This is a genomic window from Streptomyces sp. NPDC032198 (genome assembly GCF_040636975.1).
Lineage (GTDB): Bacteria > Actinomycetota > Actinomycetes > Streptomycetales > Streptomycetaceae > Streptomyces.
In genome coordinates this window covers 32,382-48,426 of the sequence record NZ_JBEZVL010000016.1, presented here as the reverse complement: position 1 = coordinate 48,426, position 16,045 = coordinate 32,382, and the positions used below count along the sequence as shown (strand labels likewise).

Sequence of the window (16,045 nt, the reverse complement as noted above, 5' to 3'; positions counted from 1 at the left end):
GGACCGCCGGTTCCCTGATCGGGTGAGAAGGAAGGCAAGATGGGGGTGTGACACTCATTGATCAGCTGCCGCCGGATGCCGACCCCGATGCCCTCTTCGAAGCCTTCTCCTCGTGGGCCGAGGAGACGGGGATCACTCTCTATCCGGCTCAGGAGGAGGCGCTGATCGAGGTGGTCTCCGGAGCCAACGTGATCTTGTCCACTCCGACCGGCTCCGGAAAGAGCCTGGTCGCGGCGGGCGCGCACTTCACCGCGCTGGCCCAGGACAAGGTCACTTTCTATACGGCTCCGATCAAGGCGCTGGTGTCGGAGAAGTTCTTCGACCTGTGCAAGCTCTTCGGCACCGAGAACGTCGGCATGCTGACCGGTGACGCGTCCGTCAACTCCGACGCCCCCGTCATCTGCTGCACGGCCGAGGTCCTCGCGTCGATCGCGCTGCGGGACGGCAAGAACGCCGACGTCGGCCAGGTCGTGATGGACGAGTTCCACTTCTACGCGGAGGGGGACCGCGGCTGGGCCTGGCAGATCCCGATCCTCGAACTGCCGCAGGCCCAGTTCATCCTGATGTCGGCGACGCTCGGCGACGTCTCGATGTTCGAGAAGGACCTGACGCGCCGCACGGGCCGCCCCACCTCGGTCGTCCGCTCCGCGACCCGCCCGGTCCCCCTCTCGTACGAGTACCGCCTGACGCCGATCACGGAGACGCTCACCGAGCTCCTGGAGACCAAGCAGGCGCCGGTCTACATCGTGCACTTCACGCAGGCACAGGCCGTCGAGCGCGCGCAGTCGCTGATGAGCATCAACATGTGCACGCGTGAGGAGAAGGACAAGATCGCCGATCTGATCGGCAGCTTCCGCTTCACCACCAAGTTCGGCCGCAACCTCTCGCGGTACGTGCGTCATGGGATCGGCGTGCACCACGCGGGCATGCTGCCCAAGTACCGGCGGCTCGTCGAGAAGCTGGCGCAGGCCGGTCTGCTGAAGGTCATCTGCGGCACGGACACGCTCGGCGTCGGCGTCAACGTCCCGATCCGTACGGTGCTCTTCACCGCCCTCACCAAGTACGACGGCACGCGTGTACGGACCCTGCGGGCCCGGGAGTTCCACCAGATCGCGGGCCGCGCGGGACGCGCGGGCTTCGACACGGCGGGCCTCGTCGTGGCGCAGGCGCCCGAGCACGTCATCGAGAACGAGAAGGCGCTCAACAAGGCGGGCGACGACCCGAAGAAGCGCCGCAAGGTGGTACGCAAGAAGGCCCCCGAGGGCTTCGTGGGGTGGACCGAGGCCGGGTTCGAGAAGCTCATCGCCTCGGAACCCGAGCCGCTGACCTCCCGCTTCCGCGTCACGCACACGATGCTCCTCGCGGTGATCGCCCGTCCGGGCAACGCCTTCGAGGCGATGCGTCACCTCCTCGAGGACAACCACGAGCCGCGCAAGCAGCAGCTGCGCCACATCCGCCGCGCCATCGCCATCTACCGTTCGCTCCTTGACGGCGGCGTGGTCGAGAAGCTCGACCAGCCGGACACCTCGGGCCGCATCGTGCGTCTGACGGTCGACCTGCAGCAGGACTTCGCGCTCAACCAGCCGCTGTCGACGTTCGCGCTTGCCGCCTTCGACCTGCTGGACCAGGAGTCCCCCTCGTACGCCCTGGACATGGTGTCCGTCGTCGAGTCCACGCTGGACGATCCGCGGCAGATCCTCGCCGCCCAGCAGAACAAGGCGCGCGGCGAGGCCGTGGCCCTGATGAAGGCGGACGGCGTCGAGTACGAGGACCGCATGGAGCGGCTCCAGGACGTCACCTATCCCAAGCCCCTGGAGGAGCTCCTCTTCCACGCGTACAACACCTACAAGACGAGCCACCCGTGGGTCGGCGACCACCCGCTCTCCCCCAAGTCCGTGATCCGCGACATGTACGAACGGGCGCTGTCCTTCACGGAGTTCACGTCCTTCTACGAGCTCGCGCGCACCGAGGGCATCGTCCTTCGCTACCTCGCGAGCGCGTACAAGGCGCTTGAGCACACCATCCCGGACGACCTGAAGTCCGAGGACCTGGAAGACCTCATCGCCTGGCTCGGTGAGATGGTCCGCCAGGTCGACTCCAGCCTCCTCGACGAGTGGGAGCAGCTCGCCAACCCCGAGGTCATGACGGCCGAGGAGGCCCAGGAGCGCGCCGACCAGGTCAAGCCGGTCACCGCCAACGCCCGCGCCTTCCGCGTCCTGGTCCGCAACGCGCTCTTCCGCCGCGTCGAGCTCGCCGCGCTCGACCACGTCGAGGAGCTGGGCGAGCTGGACGCCGATTCCGGCTGGGACGCGGACGCCTGGGGCGCGGCCATGGACAAGTACTGGGACGAGTACGAAGATCTCGGCACCGGTCCCGATGCGCGCGGCCCCAAGCTGCTGCTCATCGAGGAGGACCCGGAGCACGGTCTGTGGCGCGTCCGGCAGACGTTCGCCGACCCGAACGGCGACCATGACTGGGGCATCAGCGCGGAGGTCGATCTCGCGGCCTCCGACGAGGAGGGCCGCGCCGTCGTCCGGGTCACGGACGTCGGCCAGCTCTGACCGCTGACCGCTCATCTCGCCGAGCTTCCCCCGGACAGGAGTCGAGGACGCCATGAACAACCCCGCCGACCGGCTGGTCGACGTGCTGGATCTGGAGCAGATCGAGCTCAACATCTTCCGTGGCCGCAGCCCGCAGGAGTCCCTGCAGCGGGTCTTCGGCGGGCAGGTCGCCGGGCAGGCCCTTGTGGCTGCCGGGCGCACCACGGAGGGTGAGCGTCCGGTGCACTCGCTGCACGCGTACTTCCTGCGGCCCGGCCGTCCGGGCGTGCCGATCGTGTATCAGGTCGAGCGGGTGCGGGACGGGCGCTCCTTCACCACGCGGCGGGTGACCGCGGTCCAGCAGGGCCGCACCATCTTCAACCTCACCGCCTCCTTCCACCAGCCCGAGGAGGGTGCTTTCGAGCACCAGCTGCCGCCGCGCATCACGGCTCCCGATCCGGAGACGCTGCCGACGGTCGCCCAGGAGATCACCGAGCATCTGGGTGAGCTGCCCGAGCAGCTGGAGCGCATGGCCAGGCGCCAGCCCTTCGACATCCGCTACGTGGACCGGCTGCGCTGGACCGCCGAGGAGATCAAGGACGCCGAGCCGCGCAGCGCGGTCTGGATGCGCGCGGTCGGCCCGCTCGGTGACGATCCGCTCGTCCACACCTGCGCGCTGACGTACGCGAGCGACATGACGCTCCTGGACGCCGTGCGCATCCCCGTGGAGCCGCTGTGGGGCCCGCGCGGCTTCGACATGGCCTCGCTGGACCACGCCATGTGGTTCCACCGCCCCTTCCGCGCGGACGAGTGGTTCCTGTACGACCAGGAGTCCCCGATCGCGACCGGCGGCCGCGGTCTCGCGCGCGGCCGTATCTACGACATCGAGGGCAGGCTGCTGGTCTCGGTCGTGCAGGAAGGGCTCTTCCGGGCCTACGGGGAGCGGCACATGGACGGCCGCCCGCCGACGGGGGCCTGAGACGCGTCAGTGCGCCGCCGACAGTTCCTCGAGGGTCCGCACGATCTCGGAGGGGGTCGGCTGCGCCAGCATCTCCTCCCGCAGCCGACGGGCCGCCGATCGGGGCTCGCCGCCCGCGAGGATCTTCGCCGCGGCGGCCGTGATGGCGCCGGTCTCCGCCTCCTCGCCCTTAGGGCGTCGGCATGGCCGCGTCGCTGCTGGTCGTCGGCAAGTTCACGGACCGGACCTCGCCGAGGCTGCTCGTCATCAGCGGCCTCGCACTCACCACGATCGGTGCGCTGGTGTGCACCCAGCTCGGGGCGGACACCAATGTCGTGCTCCTGGGCGCCGCGCTCCTGGTGAGCGGTGGCGGCATCGGCCTGGTCATGGTTCCCGCCATGGCGGGCGCCATCCGGGACATGCCGGGGTCTGTGATTCCGCGGGCCAGCACGGCGAACCGGATCATCATGCAGATCGGGTCCTCGTTCGGTGCGGCCGTGCTGATCCTCGTCGCCCAGACCCGCATGGACCATCTCATCGAGACGAAGCAGATCACGCCCGACAGCCTGGCCGGCGCCTACGGCACCACCTTCTGGTGGGTCATCGGGTTCGTGGTCGTGTCCGTACTGCTCGCGCTGCTGCTCCCGGCCCGCAAGCCGTCGCAGCAACAGCAGACCGCTGGGGAAGCCTCCGCCATCCCCAGCCTCTGACCGGAAGGGAGGGGCTTCGATCCCCGTCTCGCCCCTCCCTTACTCCCGCTCCCCCCAACCGCCCCTGCCCCGACCGGCCGGGGCGGTCGGGGGCTGTAGGGGAACTCCGTACTCGTCCTGGTGGCCGTCATCACGAGCGCCGCTGCCCTGCCCCTGTACCGGCTGGCGCTCCCGGAGCATCTGGAGGCGGAACTCGACGGGGGGACGCCCCTCTCGCCCGCCCTCGCGACGACGCCCCGCCCCCTGGCCACGACCGACACCCACTGACACCCCCTTACTCCACAGTCCCTCACTTCCGCGTGCGGGTGTCGGCGCTCTCACCTTCGGCATCGATGTGCGGGAGGATCCGGTCCAGCCAACGGGGCGCCCACCAGGCGGACTTGCCCAGGAGCGTCATGACCGCGGGCACCAGCAGCAGGCGTACCACGGTGGCGTCGATGAGCACGCTGGCCGCCAGGCCGAGCCCCAGCATCTTCACCACGATGTTGTCGCTGATGAGGAACGCGGCGAACACGCTCACCATGATCAGGGCGGCGCAGGTGATGACCCGTGCGGTGATCTCCAGAGCGTGGGCGACGCTCGCCTTGGCGTCCCGGGTGCGCAGCCACGCCTCGTGGACCCGGGACAGCAGGAAGATCTCGTAGTCCATGCTGAGCCCGAAGACGATCGCGAACATCATCATCGGTACGTAGCTCTCGATCGGGACCTTCCCCGAGACGCCGAGCGCCGGTCCGCCCCACCCCCACTGGAAGACGGCCACCACGACCCCGTACGAGGCGGCGATCGACAGGACGTTGAGCACCGCGGCCTTGACCGCGACGAGCAGGCCGCGGAACACGACGAGGATGACGAGGAAGGCCAGGGCCACGACCACCGCGATGATCAGGGGCAGCTTCTTGGAGACGATCTCCAGGAAGTCGGCCTGCGCGGCGGTCGTCCCCGTGACGTAGGTGCTGGCCTTCGTCCCTGACACCGCCAGCGGGAGCACGTCGTCACTCAGGTTCTCGTGCAGATCGGTGGTCCGCTCGTCCTGCGGAGCGGCCACGGAGTATGCCGTGGAGATCAGGACGTCGCCGTCCGACGTGGCCTTGAGCGGGGTGATGGCGGCCGCGTCGGGTACGTCGGTGAGGGCCTTCTGCGCCTGGGTCGCCAGGGCCGCCCTGTCCGACTGGGGCACAGCGCTCTGGTCGATGACGAGTGTCATCGGGCCGTTCGAGCCGGGTCGGAAGGCGGAGGACATCAGGTCGAAGGCGCGCCGGTCGGTGAAGGACTTCGGGTCCGCGCCGTCGCCGATGTGGCCGAGCTGGATGGAGAAGACCGGGATCGACAGGACGGCGAGCACGACGGCGCCGCCGACGAGGAACCACCAGGGCCGTCGCTCCACACGCTGCGCGTAGCGGTGCCAGCTGCCCTGGTCCGTCGCCCCGGACTCGGTGCTCGTCTCGGCGATCGGGGCCCGCACCCTCAGCTTGTCGATGCGGCGCCCGATCAGTCCGAGGAGCGCGGGCACCAGTGTCAGCGCGCCGAGTACCGCCGTGACGACGGTGACCGCGGCAGCCAGACCCAGCTTGCCGATGAACGAGATCCCGGAGACCCACAGGCCGGACAGGGCGATGATCACCGTGCACCCTGAAACCAGGACCGCCCGGCCGCTGGTCGCCGTCGCGTGCCCGGCGGCCGTGACCGGGTCCTGGCCCAGGAGATTCTGCCGGTGGCGGGTGACCAGGAAGAGGGCGTAGTCGATCCCGACGCCGAGTCCGATCATCGTGGCCAGCGTCGGCGAGACGGTGGCGAAGGTGAACGCCCCCGCGAGCAGGCCCAGGCAGGCGAGGCCGCACAACACGCTGATCAGCGCCGTCACCAGCGGCAGCAGCGCGGCGAGCACGCTACCGAACCCGATCAGGAGGACCACGATCGCCACACCGAAGCCGATGGCCTCGCTCGTCCGGTCGTCCGGCTCCGGCCGGGCCAGCTCGCCCAGTGGACCTCCGTACTCCACCTCCACGCCGGCGGAGCGCAGCGGCTGCACCGCCGTGTCGACGCCGTCCAGGTAGTCGTCGCCGAGGGTGGAGGGCTGCACGTCGAAGCGGACGGTGACGTAGCCCGTCTTGCCGTCGGAGGACAGCGGTCCGAGGTTCGGGGTGCCGGCGGGCTGCTGCTGAGCGGGCAGCGGGCTCTGCGCGGACAGCACGTGGGGAAGCTTCTGCAGGCTGCTGACGGCCGACCCGACCTGATCGCTCTCGTCGCTGAGGGGCTTGTCCGAGTCGTGCAGGACGACCTGGACGCTGTAGCCGCCGGCCGCGGGCTCGTGCGCCTTGAGCACGTCGAGACCTGCCTGCGACTCGGTGCCCGGCAGGGAGAAGTCGTCGGAGTACTCGCCGCCGTAGGCGTGGTTCAGGACCTGGAGCCCGATCAGCGCGGCAAGCCACACCACGATGACGGTGACGCAGTGGCGGGCGCACCACCGCCCGATCTGCCGGAGCCGGCCTCGCTGCGACGGTGCGGTAGTGGTCGGCCGTGACCCACCCGGTCCATGCTTCACAGACATGCTTGCTCCCGGAGGCCTAGGTCGCTCCGGATTCGATTCAACGCAACGGCAACGCTCTCGGCACCCAGGGACGGCAGAACGGGTGATGGCCCCTCGCCTCCGGGAAGGGGCGCTCCGCCCGGCGGCCGGGAGCTTCACCTCACTCTGGTTGAGGACGCGCGGGTGGAAGTAGCAGGCCTGGATCTCGGCGTTGGTGTTACTCCCCTTGAGCTGCTCCGACCAGATCATGAAGTACGACCAGCGGGGCTGGTTGCTGAGCAACGCGGAGCTTGGCACCTTGCCCACACCGGTCCATCGCCCGGGTCGGCGGCACGGCTGAGCTGGGGCACAGCGTCATTCGTGGCACCGCCTTCACCGCGGCCATGGCCGACCTGGGGCTCCCGGAAGGCCGTCAGCTGGCCACGGACTTCTCCGGAGAGGCGGGCGCCCGAGCGACTCGCTCGCTGCTCGCCGCGGCCGGGCGGCCCACAGCGATCGGCTACGACAACGACTTGATGGCCGTGGCCGGGCTGTCCGTCGCCGCCGAGATGGGTCTGCGAGTGCCCGCCGACATCTCCCTGCTGGCCTGGGACGACTCGCAGTTGTGCAAGCTGACCCACCCGACGCTCTCCGCGATGAGCCATGACATCCACGCCTTCGGAGCGGATGTCGCCCGCTCTCTCTATGGTGTCCTGTCCGGCAGGCGTGTCGCCCCTCACCAAGTGCCCACACCCACCCTCACCCCACGAGGTTCGACGGGGCCACCACCGATGCGTCCATAGGCGGGCGGTGTGCATGATGCGGGCGGTGTGTTCCAGGCAAGATGACAAGGGTGCCTCCGTTCGCTTCGGGCTTCGGGCTTCGGGCTTCGGGTAAGGCAGAGCGACATGTAGAGAGGGATGGGGCATTGATGAGGGACGAGGACATGACCGCGCACCGTGACCGGCTGCTCGCCGAGGCCGTGCGGCTCCGCGAGGAGGGTCACCGCGAGGAGGCACGGGAGCGGCTGCTCGCCCTGTGCGAGCAGTTCCCCTTGGACCCGGAAGTGGCGTACCAGACCGCGTGGGTGCACGACACGCTCGGCCTGGAGGCCGAGGCGGTGCCGCATTACGTACGCGCGGTCGAGGAACCGGGCCTCTCTCCTGATGACCGCCGGGGAGCACTCCTGGGCCTTGGCAGCACCTATCGCGTTCTTGGCCGGTATCCGGAAGCCGTCACGACTTTGAGCGACGCGGCTGCTGAGTTTCCCGGTGACGCCGCCCTCAAGACCTTTCTGGCCATGGCCCTCTACAACACCGGCCGGGCCCACGATGCGATGGAAATCCTGCTGACCTTGCTCGCCGCCACGAGCCAGGACCCGGACATCGCCGGCTACCGTCCCGCGATCGAGCACTACGCCAAGGACCTCGACGCGACCATGTAGCGGCACGACCACGCAACGGCGCAACCCGCAGCAGGGCCTTCCCTCACGCTGACTGGCTACGCTCGCCTACGACCCTGGCTAGGCTCCCCTGCGGCGCATCCACTTGAGCAGACCTCGTGGCTCCGGCAGCCGCACTGCCTTCCTGTCGTCGGGCAGTGCGGCGGCCCGTGTCTCGTGCGGGGCGGAGGGCGGAGTCTCCTGGGCCTCGTCCCCTGCCCGAGGCCCAGGGACGGCTTCCGGCCCCAGATCGGGCCCGGGCTTCGGCGCGGGCCGTGGCGCTGGGCGCTCTCCTCTGGCCTGGGAGAGGCTGATGGTGAGGTGGGCCCGCAGCCAGCGGATCTCGTTGGGATCGTCCGCGGTCATGATCTTCTGGATGATCCGTCCCGCCGGTGACTCCGGTGCGCCCTGGCCGAAGGGCTCGGGCATGAGCCTTCGTACGTAGGCGCGTTCGTACGGATCCTTGATGATCTCCGCGATCTGAACCGGGTCGAGCAGCGAGGCCACGGCCGCGGCGCGCTCCCAGGCATCGTCGGCCTGCTGCAGCAGCGCTCCCGCCTGGCGGCCCCGCCAGTTACGTGCCCGCAGGTCGATGCCCGCCTCCAGTTGGGCGCGGATCGTGCTGGGTGCTCGGCCGGTGAGCAGTCCGGCGTTGGTCTCGGACTTGGCGAACTGCTTCAGCTCCTCGGCCAGATAGAGCCAGACCACCGCTCGATAGCGGTTGAGGTAGAACTTCACCGGCATGATGAAGCCTGCGCGTGTGAGCCGGGTGAACCGGGCCGTGGAGATGTCCATGAGAGCCGCGCCCTCCGTGGTCCCCACGACTCTCATCCGCTCCAGCCATGCCTCGGGAAAGCTCTCCCCCGCACGGACGCGCTCGATCTCCTCGCGTGTGACGCGACGCCGCCCACCGACCGTGTCGCTGACGGTGCGGATGCGTCCAAGCATCACGGCGAGCTCGAACTCGCCGCGTTTCAGCCCCAGTTCTCGGGCCGCGTGGCCCTGCGTGATCGATGTCCGCACTGCCGTGTCAGCGGTTTCCTGGGTGATCGTGTGACCTGTCATGGTGGTTCTCCCCCGTGAGGCGTCTTTGCTCTCGGGAAAAACCGTAGCGCGATCACCGCGATCCGCGCCGAGCCTGTGGATAACTCTCGCCGCGTCGACGTTTCAGCTGGTCAGAGGTCTACGACTGGCGTCCGCTCCGGCTGCCGGGCGCCCACGCCCAGATGTTCGCCGACCCGATTGACGAGGAGTGTCATCTCGTACGCGACCTGACCGATGTCCGCCTCCGCGGAGCTGAGGACGCACAGGCAACTGCCGTCGCCGGCCGCCGTCACGAACAGCACCGCGTCGTCGAACTCGATCATCGTCTGCCGCACGCTGCCCGCATGGAAGTGCCGCCCTGAGCCCTTGGCCAGGCTGTGCAGACCCGACGAGACCGCAGCCAGATGTTCCGCGTCCTCGCGCTTCAGTTCCGAGCTCGCGCCGGTCACCAGACCGTCGTTGGACAACACGAGAGCGTGCCGTACGGGCTCCATGCGCTTGGTCAAGTCGTCGAGCAGCCAACCGAGGCCCGTGTTCTGCGCCATGTTCCCGTCTCCCCGCCTTCTGTTCCCCCTGCCTGGAGGAACTGACCTGCCAGCCTTCCCCACCATCGGCCCTCCGGCAAGCATGATGAGGACATGGCACAGAAGATGACCGAGGACCAGTGGCGGGCGTTCCTCTCGCAGGGCACCCGAACCGGCAAGCTGTCGACCGTCCGCGCGGACGGAAGCCCACATATCGCACCAATCTGGTTTCTGCTGGACGGGGACGAGCTGGTGTTCAACACCGGGGCGGAGACCGTCAAGGGGCGGAATTTGGCGCGAGACGGGCGTGTCGCCCTATGTGTGGACGACGACAAGCCTCCGTTCGCGTTCGTGGTCGTGCAAGGGCAGGCACGGTTGAGCGACGATCTCGACGAGGTACGGCACTGGGCCGGTCGGCTCGGCGCCCGCTACATGGGTGAGGGGCGCGCCGAGGAGTTCGGGGAGCGCAATGGCGTGCCGGGTGAGCTGCTCGTGCGCGTCAAGATCGACAAGGTGATCGCTCTCGGCTCCGTCGCCGACTGACGACGCCTCGACTCACCGGCCGACCTCAGCGACTCACCCGCCGGCCTCAACCCACCGTGTCGAGCAGCCGGGCGGTATGCATCCGCCCGGCGTACTCGACCAGGCGTATCAGCACCTCCTTTCCCGAATCGCGGTCCCGTGCGTCACACAGCACCACGGGGGTGCCGCGGTCGAGGTCCAGGGCCCGTGACACTTCATGAGCACCGTACGTACGGGCGGTCGCGAAGCAGTTGACGGCCACCACGAACGGGATGTGCCGGTGCTCGAAGTAGTCGACGGCGGGGAAGCAGTCCTCGAGCCGTCGGGTGTCCGCGAGGACGACGGCACCGAGCGCGCCCTGGGACAGCTCGTCCCACAGGAACCAGAATCGGTCCTGGCCCGGCGTACCGAAGAGGTACAGCGACAGGCCTGACCTGATGGTGATGCGGCCGAAGTCCATGGCGACGGTCGTCGTGGTCTTGCGGTCGACTCCGCCGGTGTCGTCCACCGACTGGCCCGCCTCGCTGAGGAGTTCCTCGGTGCGCAGCGGGCGGATCTCGCTGACCGCGCCGACCAGGGTGGTCTTGCCCACCCCGAAGCCGCCCGCGACCAGAATCTTCAACGCCATGGCGGTCGTGTCGCCGTCGGCGTCAGAGCGCTCGGAGCCCATCGATCACCTCTCGCAGGATCTTCTCGTCGGGTAGTTGTGCGGGGGGCACGGGTCGGTTCACCTTCACGCAGCCCATTTCCAGCAGGTCGCCGAGCAGCACCCTGACCACGCCCACGGGCAGATCGGCGCCGGCCGCCAGTTCGGCGACCGACTGGGTCTCGGTGCGGCACAGTTCTAGGAGCGACCTGTGTTCCGGGCCGAGTGCGGTGTCGTCGCCCGATGCCGGCGCGCTCTCGGCCAGCGTGACGAGTGCGATCAGATCGAAGCGCACTCCACTGGGGCCCGGTTGGGTCCGCCCGCCCGTCATCGCGTAGGGACGGACCAGTGGTCCGGCTTCGTGGTCGTACCACTGGATGCCCGCGTCGCGCGGGACGCCGCTCCTGTCCTCGGTCATCTGCGTCGACCGCCCTGCGTCATCCGACGGCCGGCGGCTGCGCCGCGAAGCGCGGTGGCGTGTAGAGATGCTCGCCCACGCGTTTGACCAGGCGCGCCATCTCGTAGGCGACCAGGCCGATGTCGGCGGTGACGGAGCTGAGTACGGCGAGGCAGGAGCCGTCGCCCGCCGCTGCCACGAACAGGAAGGCGTCGTCCATCTCCACCATGGTCTGTCGTACTCCCCCGGCTCCGAAGTGCCGGCCCGCGCCCTTGGCGAGGCTGTGGAAGCCGGAGGCGACCGCGGCGAGGTGTTCGGCGTCCTCCCGGGTGAGGGCGGTCGAGGCGCCGACGGCGAGCCCGTCGTTGGAGAGCACCACGGCGTGCCGCACCTCACCGACGCGCAGCACCAAGTCATCGCGCAGCCAGTCGAGTTCGCCGGTTCTGTCGGCGGTGATGCTCTGATCCTGGATCATGAGAGATCTCCTTCGGTGCTGTCACTGGCCGGGGCGGACCCTGGGGCGTCGGGGACCGCGCCGACGATGCCCGGCCGTCGGCCGCCGCCGCGGGCCCAGCCGTCGCGGTAGGCGGTCATGCGGTCCCGTACCTGTTCGGGGTTGCGTTCGGTGTCTTCGCGCACGCTCACGGATCCGGCCTCGTCGGCGTGGGGTCGCTCGCGCAGCTGGGGGGCCAGGCTGGCCTGGCGCACGCGGCGCGGGAGATCGTCCGAAGGCTCCGGGGCGCTCTCGGGTTCTGGGTCCGGGGGCTTGTGCAGGCGAAGAGCCGTGACGCCCGGGGGCGTCGCCGCCGGGGTCTCCGTCGACGGGGCCAGTGCGGGGCGGGCCGCCTTGGCGGGCACGGAATTGCCGTTCATCGGTGCGGCATCGGGCATGCGCGCGTGCCCGTCCAGTTCACGGTCACGTTTCATGGTGTGGGCTCCGGGGCTCTCCGGCCTGGTGCTCTGCAGCAGTGCGGTGGGCAGAAGGACGACCGCTGTGGTGCCGCCGTACGGGGACGTGCTGAGGTGCACTTTGATCCCGTGCCGCGCGGCGAGCCTGCTGACAACGAAGAGGCCCAGCTGGTCGCTGTCGAACAGATCGAGTGCTTCGGACTGCTCGATGCGGTGGTTGGCCTCGGCCAGGGTATCCGCGCCCATGCCGAGGCCACGGTCCTCGATCTCCAGGGCGTAGCCGTTGCCGACCGGTTCGCCGTTGACCCGCACCTTCGTGTGGGGCGGCGAGAACTGGGCGGCGTTCTCGACCAGTTCGGCCAGGAGATGGGTGAGGTCGGCGACGGCCGTGCCGACGACCGCGGCGACGGGGAGTTGTCGTACCTCTACGCGCGCGTAGTCCTCGACTTCGGAGACGGCCGCACGGACGACGTTCGTCAGGGGGACGGGCAGGCGCCATGCACGTCCTGGCGCGGCTCCGGAGAGGATGATCAGGCTCTCGGCATGTCGCCTCATCCGGGTGGTGAGGTGGTCGAGCCGGAAGAGGTCGCTGAGTTCATTCGGATCGTCCGACCTGCGCTCCATGTTGTCGAGGAGGTTGAGCTGGCGGTGGACGAGGACCTGGCTCCTGCGGGCGAGATTGACGAAGACGCCCGAGATGCCGCTGGCGAGTTCGGCGCGCTCGATGGCGGCGCTCAGGGCGGCCCGGTGCACCGTGCCCAGCGCTTCGTAGACCTGTCCCGTCTCGTCCTCCGCGGGCGGCCCTGGTGGTGCTTCGGCGTGGATGTCGAGCTCCTCGCCGGCGCGCAGCCTCTGCATGGCCTGCGGGAGTTTGTGGCGGGCGATCTCCAGGGCGCCGTTGCGCAGGCTCACCAGCTCGACGACCAGGCCTCGCCCGATGCGTACGGAGATGACCAGCGAGGCGGCGACGGCCAGGAGCCCGAACAGCACGGCGGCGCCCGCCGAGGTGAGCAGCCCACGGGTGAACGGGTCGGCCCGGCCCGCGGCGCTGCGGCTCGCGCCCACGGCGATCGCGTGCAACTCGTCCCGTACCGCCGCGTGCGCGCTGTCCCACTTGGCGGCCGACGACGCGTCAGCGGCTTTGCGGCCCGGCGGTGCGACGAGCACCTTGTCCTCGACGTTGCGCACGTCGGCGTACGCGCTCCCCTCCACGAGGTCCTGCCAAGCGGCTCGTTCGGGTCCGCGCAGATCCGCCACCGCCGTGTCGGTCAAGGTCTGCCGGGTATCGACGGCTCCGGTGAACTGCCGCAGCCGCTCGCCGTCCAAGACGCCGTCGAGTCGGGCACTGGACAGGACGACGTCCTCGCGCGCCAGCATCTCGGCGGCCCTGGAGAATTCGAGCAGCACGCGCGCGTCGGAGCCGAGTTCGGCGTCCTGAATGCCGGTGAGCGCGCCGCCGACCCCGAAGGCGTCCGAGATGGTCTTCGTGTACTGGCCGTAGGCCGCGTCCCAACCGGTGCGCCCGTCGAGCACGTCGGTCCGTAACGTGCTCAAGCCCTCGGCGGCGGAGACGAACGATTCAAGCCTGGACGCCACGCCGGTGGGCAGATCGGCGCCATCGGCGACCGTCCGGCCCTCGCCACGCCGCAGTTTCGCCACCGCGCGGTCCGTGCGCTCCGCGTGCCTCTTGAGTTCGCTGCCCCCGTCGGGGGCGGGTCGGGTCGCGTAGCGCACGGCTGTCACGCGCTCGGCCTGCAGTGCGGCGATGGCTGTGTCCACGGGGCCGCGGACCTCCGCGTCGACGCGCTGCAACTGCCTCAGGTGCGCGACGTCCTGGGCGGTGCGGACCGTGGCGTACCCCCACAGACCGAGGAGGGAGACGACCGGCACCATCAGCAGGCACACGATCTTGGCTCGTACGGTGCGCGGGCGTGGCCACCGCGAGCGCTCGGGCGACGTCGGGGCCCGCGGTGCGGGCTCCAAGGAGGCTTCAGCGTCGGGCCGTTCGTCGGCGGGCGGACCGGCGTGTGCGCGTCGGCCGCGTGCCGGGGCCTCGGACGTCGACGGCGCTATGCCGTCGGCCGGGTCGGGGGTCCTACGGGGTGTACGCATGGCCTCCTCGCTCGGAGAGATTTCGGGGTGTGTCCGCCCGGCCCTGATCGGCCGGCCGTGACCGGTGCGCCGCTATCCGGCGGCACGCTCCACCGGTCGCTGGGCCGCCACGGAGGCCGCACGCTCCCCCGAGGTCGGGGAGAGCGCGACGAACGCCGAGGTCAGGAAGAGATAGGAGCCAAGGCCGACCGCGAGAGGGAAGATGAACTGCATGGTCGTCGCCCCGGGCAGTGCCGCACCCGACTCGGTGACCCGCACGCTCACGGCCAGCATTCCGGTGTAGTGCATGCTGCTGACCGCACCGCCCATGACAAGTGACGCGACGGCGACGGCGAGAGGCGACTTGATGTTGAGCGCCGCCCACAGGGCCGCGGTCGCGGCGACGACGGCGATGACCACGGAGAGGCCCACCAGCAAGGGGTCGTAGCGCACGTCTCCGTGCAGGCGCAGCGCGGCCATGCCCAGGTAATGCATGCTCGCGACGCCGAGCCCGGTGGTGAGCCCGCCGAGTGCGAGCGCACGCCCGCGGGCGCGGCCGTAGCCGACGGCGAAGACGCCGACTCCGACGACGGCCATCGCGACGACGAGGCTCAGGATCGTCAGGGGCACGTTGTAGTGGATCTCGGTGCCGGTGACGCCGAAGCCGAGCATGGCCACGAAGTGCATCGTCCAGATGCCCGTGCCGATGGCGGAGGCCGCGGTGATGAGCCAGTTGCGGCGTGAGGTGCCCGTGGCACCGAGCGCACGGACGGTGCAGCGCAGCCCGAGAGCGGCGCCGATACAGGCCATCGCGTACGACAGCGCGGGGGTCAGCCAGCCGAAGGTGGCGTGGTCCAGGTGTCCCATGGCTCAGGGACGCTAGTCCTGACAGGGGCGCGCGACGGGGGCGCAGTTCGAAAGGTGTTGGAATATGACAGAGAGAGGACCTTGAAGGATCGCGTCACGCCCGAACATGTGCCCCCAACGCGCATGCGAGTCATTGAGCAATCATGGCCACATGAGCGATGACCACACGCGTGTCCGTGACTTCTTCTCCGCCCGAGCGGCCGGCTGGGACAGCCGGTTCCCCGATGACGGGCCCGCCTACCGGGCCGCCGCGTCCGAACTCGGCCTGCGCCCCGGCGGCCGCGTCCTCGACGCCGGGTGCGGCACCGGGCGTGCGCTGCCCGCGCTCCGGGAGGCTGTAGGAGCGTCCGGAGTCGTCCTCGGGCTCGACCTGACGCCCGCCATGCTGGAGGCCGCCACACAGGCGGGCAGGGACGGCGAGGGGCAGCTCCTGCTCGCGGATGTGACCCGGCTCCCGGTGCGTGGTGCGTCGCTCGATGCCGTGTTCGGCGCGGGCTTGATCTCCCATCTGCCCGATCCGGCGCAGAACCTGCGGGAGTTGAGGCGCGTGGTACGTCCCGGAGGGGTCCTCGCCCTCTTCCACCCCATCGGCCGGGCGGCGCTCGCGGCGCGGCAGGGCCGTCAGATCACCCCGGACGATCTGCGGGCCGAGGCGAACCTCCGCCCGCTGCTCGCCGGTGCGGGCTGGCAGCTGACGTCGTACGTGGACGAGGACGCGCGGTTCCTCGCACTGGCGGTACGGGAGGACTAGGCAGGGGCGGCGGGATGGGCAGCACCGCATGGGTGGGTGCGCCCTCTCTCGTCATGGGCAGGCTCCTCATGGTCGGGCGCTCGACGTGGGTACCGAAACACCATCGAAGGGTGTTGTCGAACGCGACCTCACCGGGGTG

Annotated in this window: 15 protein-coding genes and 2 pseudogenes; 8 read left to right on the top strand and 9 right to left on the bottom strand. The window is 69.8% G+C overall.

From position 1 onward, the window contains the following. Positions 1 to 47: 47 nt before the first annotated feature. Together AB0E78_RS34805 and AB0E78_RS34800 are read left to right on the top strand one after the other, a co-directional pair. Positions 48 to 2,561 (top strand): DUF3516 domain-containing protein, encoded by a 2,514-nt coding sequence (locus AB0E78_RS34805; protein WP_361841379.1) that lies wholly within the window; start codon positions 48 to 50, stop codon positions 2,559 to 2,561. Between the two features lie 52 nt (positions 2,562 to 2,613). Continuing rightward, on the top strand, positions 2,614 to 3,519 hold the full coding sequence (locus AB0E78_RS34800; protein WP_361841376.1) for an acyl-CoA thioesterase II: 906 nt from the start codon (positions 2,614 to 2,616) through the stop codon (positions 3,517 to 3,519). 6 nt (positions 3,520 to 3,525) lie between these two features. Here AB0E78_RS34800 and AB0E78_RS34795 read toward each other — a convergent pair. Then, a pseudogene (locus AB0E78_RS34795) lies at positions 3,526 to 3,678 on the bottom strand (activator-dependent family glycosyltransferase); the annotation flags it as partial. 23 nt (positions 3,679 to 3,701) lie between these two features. Between AB0E78_RS34795 and AB0E78_RS34790 the strand changes: the two are divergent. Next, a complete protein-coding gene (locus tag AB0E78_RS34790; protein ID WP_361841374.1) occupies positions 3,702 to 4,208 on the top strand; it encodes a hypothetical protein in 507 nt (168 codons plus the stop codon). A gap of 120 nt (positions 4,209 to 4,328) precedes the next feature. Next, a complete protein-coding gene (locus AB0E78_RS34785; RefSeq protein ID WP_361841371.1) occupies positions 4,329 to 4,475 on the top strand; it encodes a hypothetical protein in 147 nt (48 codons plus the stop codon). Positions 4,476 to 4,497: 22 nt separating this feature from the next. Here AB0E78_RS34785 and AB0E78_RS34780 read toward each other — a convergent pair whose 3' ends face one another. Next, positions 4,498 to 6,756 (bottom strand): MMPL family transporter, encoded by a 2,259-nt coding sequence (locus tag AB0E78_RS34780; RefSeq protein WP_361841369.1) that lies wholly within the window; start codon positions 6,754 to 6,756, stop codon positions 4,498 to 4,500. Positions 6,757 to 7,040: 284 nt separating this feature from the next. On the opposite strand from AB0E78_RS34780, the pseudogene AB0E78_RS34775 reads away from it, so the two are divergent. Together AB0E78_RS34775 and AB0E78_RS34770 are read left to right on the top strand one after the other, a co-directional pair. After that, positions 7,041 to 7,517: pseudogene (locus tag AB0E78_RS34775) on the top strand (substrate-binding domain-containing protein); the annotation flags it as partial. Between the two features lie 143 nt (positions 7,518 to 7,660). Then, the gene (locus tag AB0E78_RS34770; protein ID WP_361841366.1) at positions 7,661 to 8,158 is read left to right on the top strand and encodes a tetratricopeptide repeat protein; all 498 of its coding nucleotides are present in this window, start codon (positions 7,661 to 7,663) and stop codon (positions 8,156 to 8,158) included. 78 nt (positions 8,159 to 8,236) lie between these two features. On the opposite strand, the gene AB0E78_RS34765 is transcribed toward AB0E78_RS34770, so the two are convergent. Together AB0E78_RS34765 and AB0E78_RS34760 are read right to left on the bottom strand one after the other, a co-directional pair. Beyond that, positions 8,237 to 9,220 carry a DUF6397 family protein gene (locus AB0E78_RS34765; RefSeq protein WP_361841362.1) on the bottom strand — a complete coding sequence of 328 codons (984 nt, stop codon included), beginning with the start codon at positions 9,218 to 9,220 and terminating at the stop codon, positions 8,237 to 8,239. A gap of 110 nt (positions 9,221 to 9,330) precedes the next feature. Then, entirely contained in the window at positions 9,331 to 9,744 is a 414-nt protein-coding gene (locus AB0E78_RS34760) for a roadblock/LC7 domain-containing protein (protein WP_361841359.1), read from the bottom strand. Between the two features lie 93 nt (positions 9,745 to 9,837). Between AB0E78_RS34760 and AB0E78_RS34755 the strand changes: the two genes are divergently transcribed. Beyond that, entirely contained in the window at positions 9,838 to 10,266 is a 429-nt protein-coding gene (locus tag AB0E78_RS34755) for a PPOX class F420-dependent oxidoreductase (RefSeq protein WP_361841358.1), read from the top strand. Between the two features lie 46 nt (positions 10,267 to 10,312). Here AB0E78_RS34755 and AB0E78_RS34750 read toward each other — a convergent pair whose 3' ends face one another. From AB0E78_RS34750 to AB0E78_RS34730, 5 genes are all read right to left on the bottom strand, one after another. Next, positions 10,313 to 10,915 (bottom strand): ATP/GTP-binding protein, encoded by a 603-nt coding sequence (locus AB0E78_RS34750; RefSeq protein ID WP_361841355.1) that lies wholly within the window; start codon positions 10,913 to 10,915, stop codon positions 10,313 to 10,315. After that, positions 10,896 to 11,309 carry a DUF742 domain-containing protein gene (locus AB0E78_RS34745; RefSeq protein WP_361841352.1) on the bottom strand — a complete coding sequence of 138 codons (414 nt, stop codon included), beginning with the start codon at positions 11,307 to 11,309 and terminating at the stop codon, positions 10,896 to 10,898. Before AB0E78_RS34745 ends, AB0E78_RS34750 begins: the two co-directional genes overlap by 20 nt. 19 nt (positions 11,310 to 11,328) lie before the next feature. Beyond that, positions 11,329 to 11,763, bottom strand: coding sequence for a roadblock/LC7 domain-containing protein (locus AB0E78_RS34740; RefSeq protein WP_361841349.1), 435 nt, complete (start codon positions 11,761 to 11,763; stop codon positions 11,329 to 11,331). After that, positions 11,760 to 14,309 (bottom strand): nitrate- and nitrite sensing domain-containing protein, encoded by a 2,550-nt coding sequence (locus AB0E78_RS34735; protein ID WP_361841347.1) that lies wholly within the window; start codon positions 14,307 to 14,309, stop codon positions 11,760 to 11,762. Before AB0E78_RS34735 ends, AB0E78_RS34740 begins: the two co-directional genes overlap by 4 nt. A gap of 72 nt (positions 14,310 to 14,381) precedes the next feature. After that, positions 14,382 to 15,155 carry an MHYT domain-containing protein gene (locus tag AB0E78_RS34730; RefSeq protein WP_361841344.1) on the bottom strand — a complete coding sequence of 258 codons (774 nt, stop codon included), beginning with the start codon at positions 15,153 to 15,155 and terminating at the stop codon, positions 14,382 to 14,384. Between the two features lie 151 nt (positions 15,156 to 15,306). Between AB0E78_RS34730 and AB0E78_RS34725 the strand changes: the two genes are divergently transcribed. Continuing rightward, the gene (locus AB0E78_RS34725; RefSeq protein WP_361841342.1) at positions 15,307 to 15,906 is read left to right on the top strand and encodes a methyltransferase domain-containing protein; all 600 of its coding nucleotides are present in this window, start codon (positions 15,307 to 15,309) and stop codon (positions 15,904 to 15,906) included. Positions 15,907 to 16,045 lie beyond the last annotated feature (139 nt).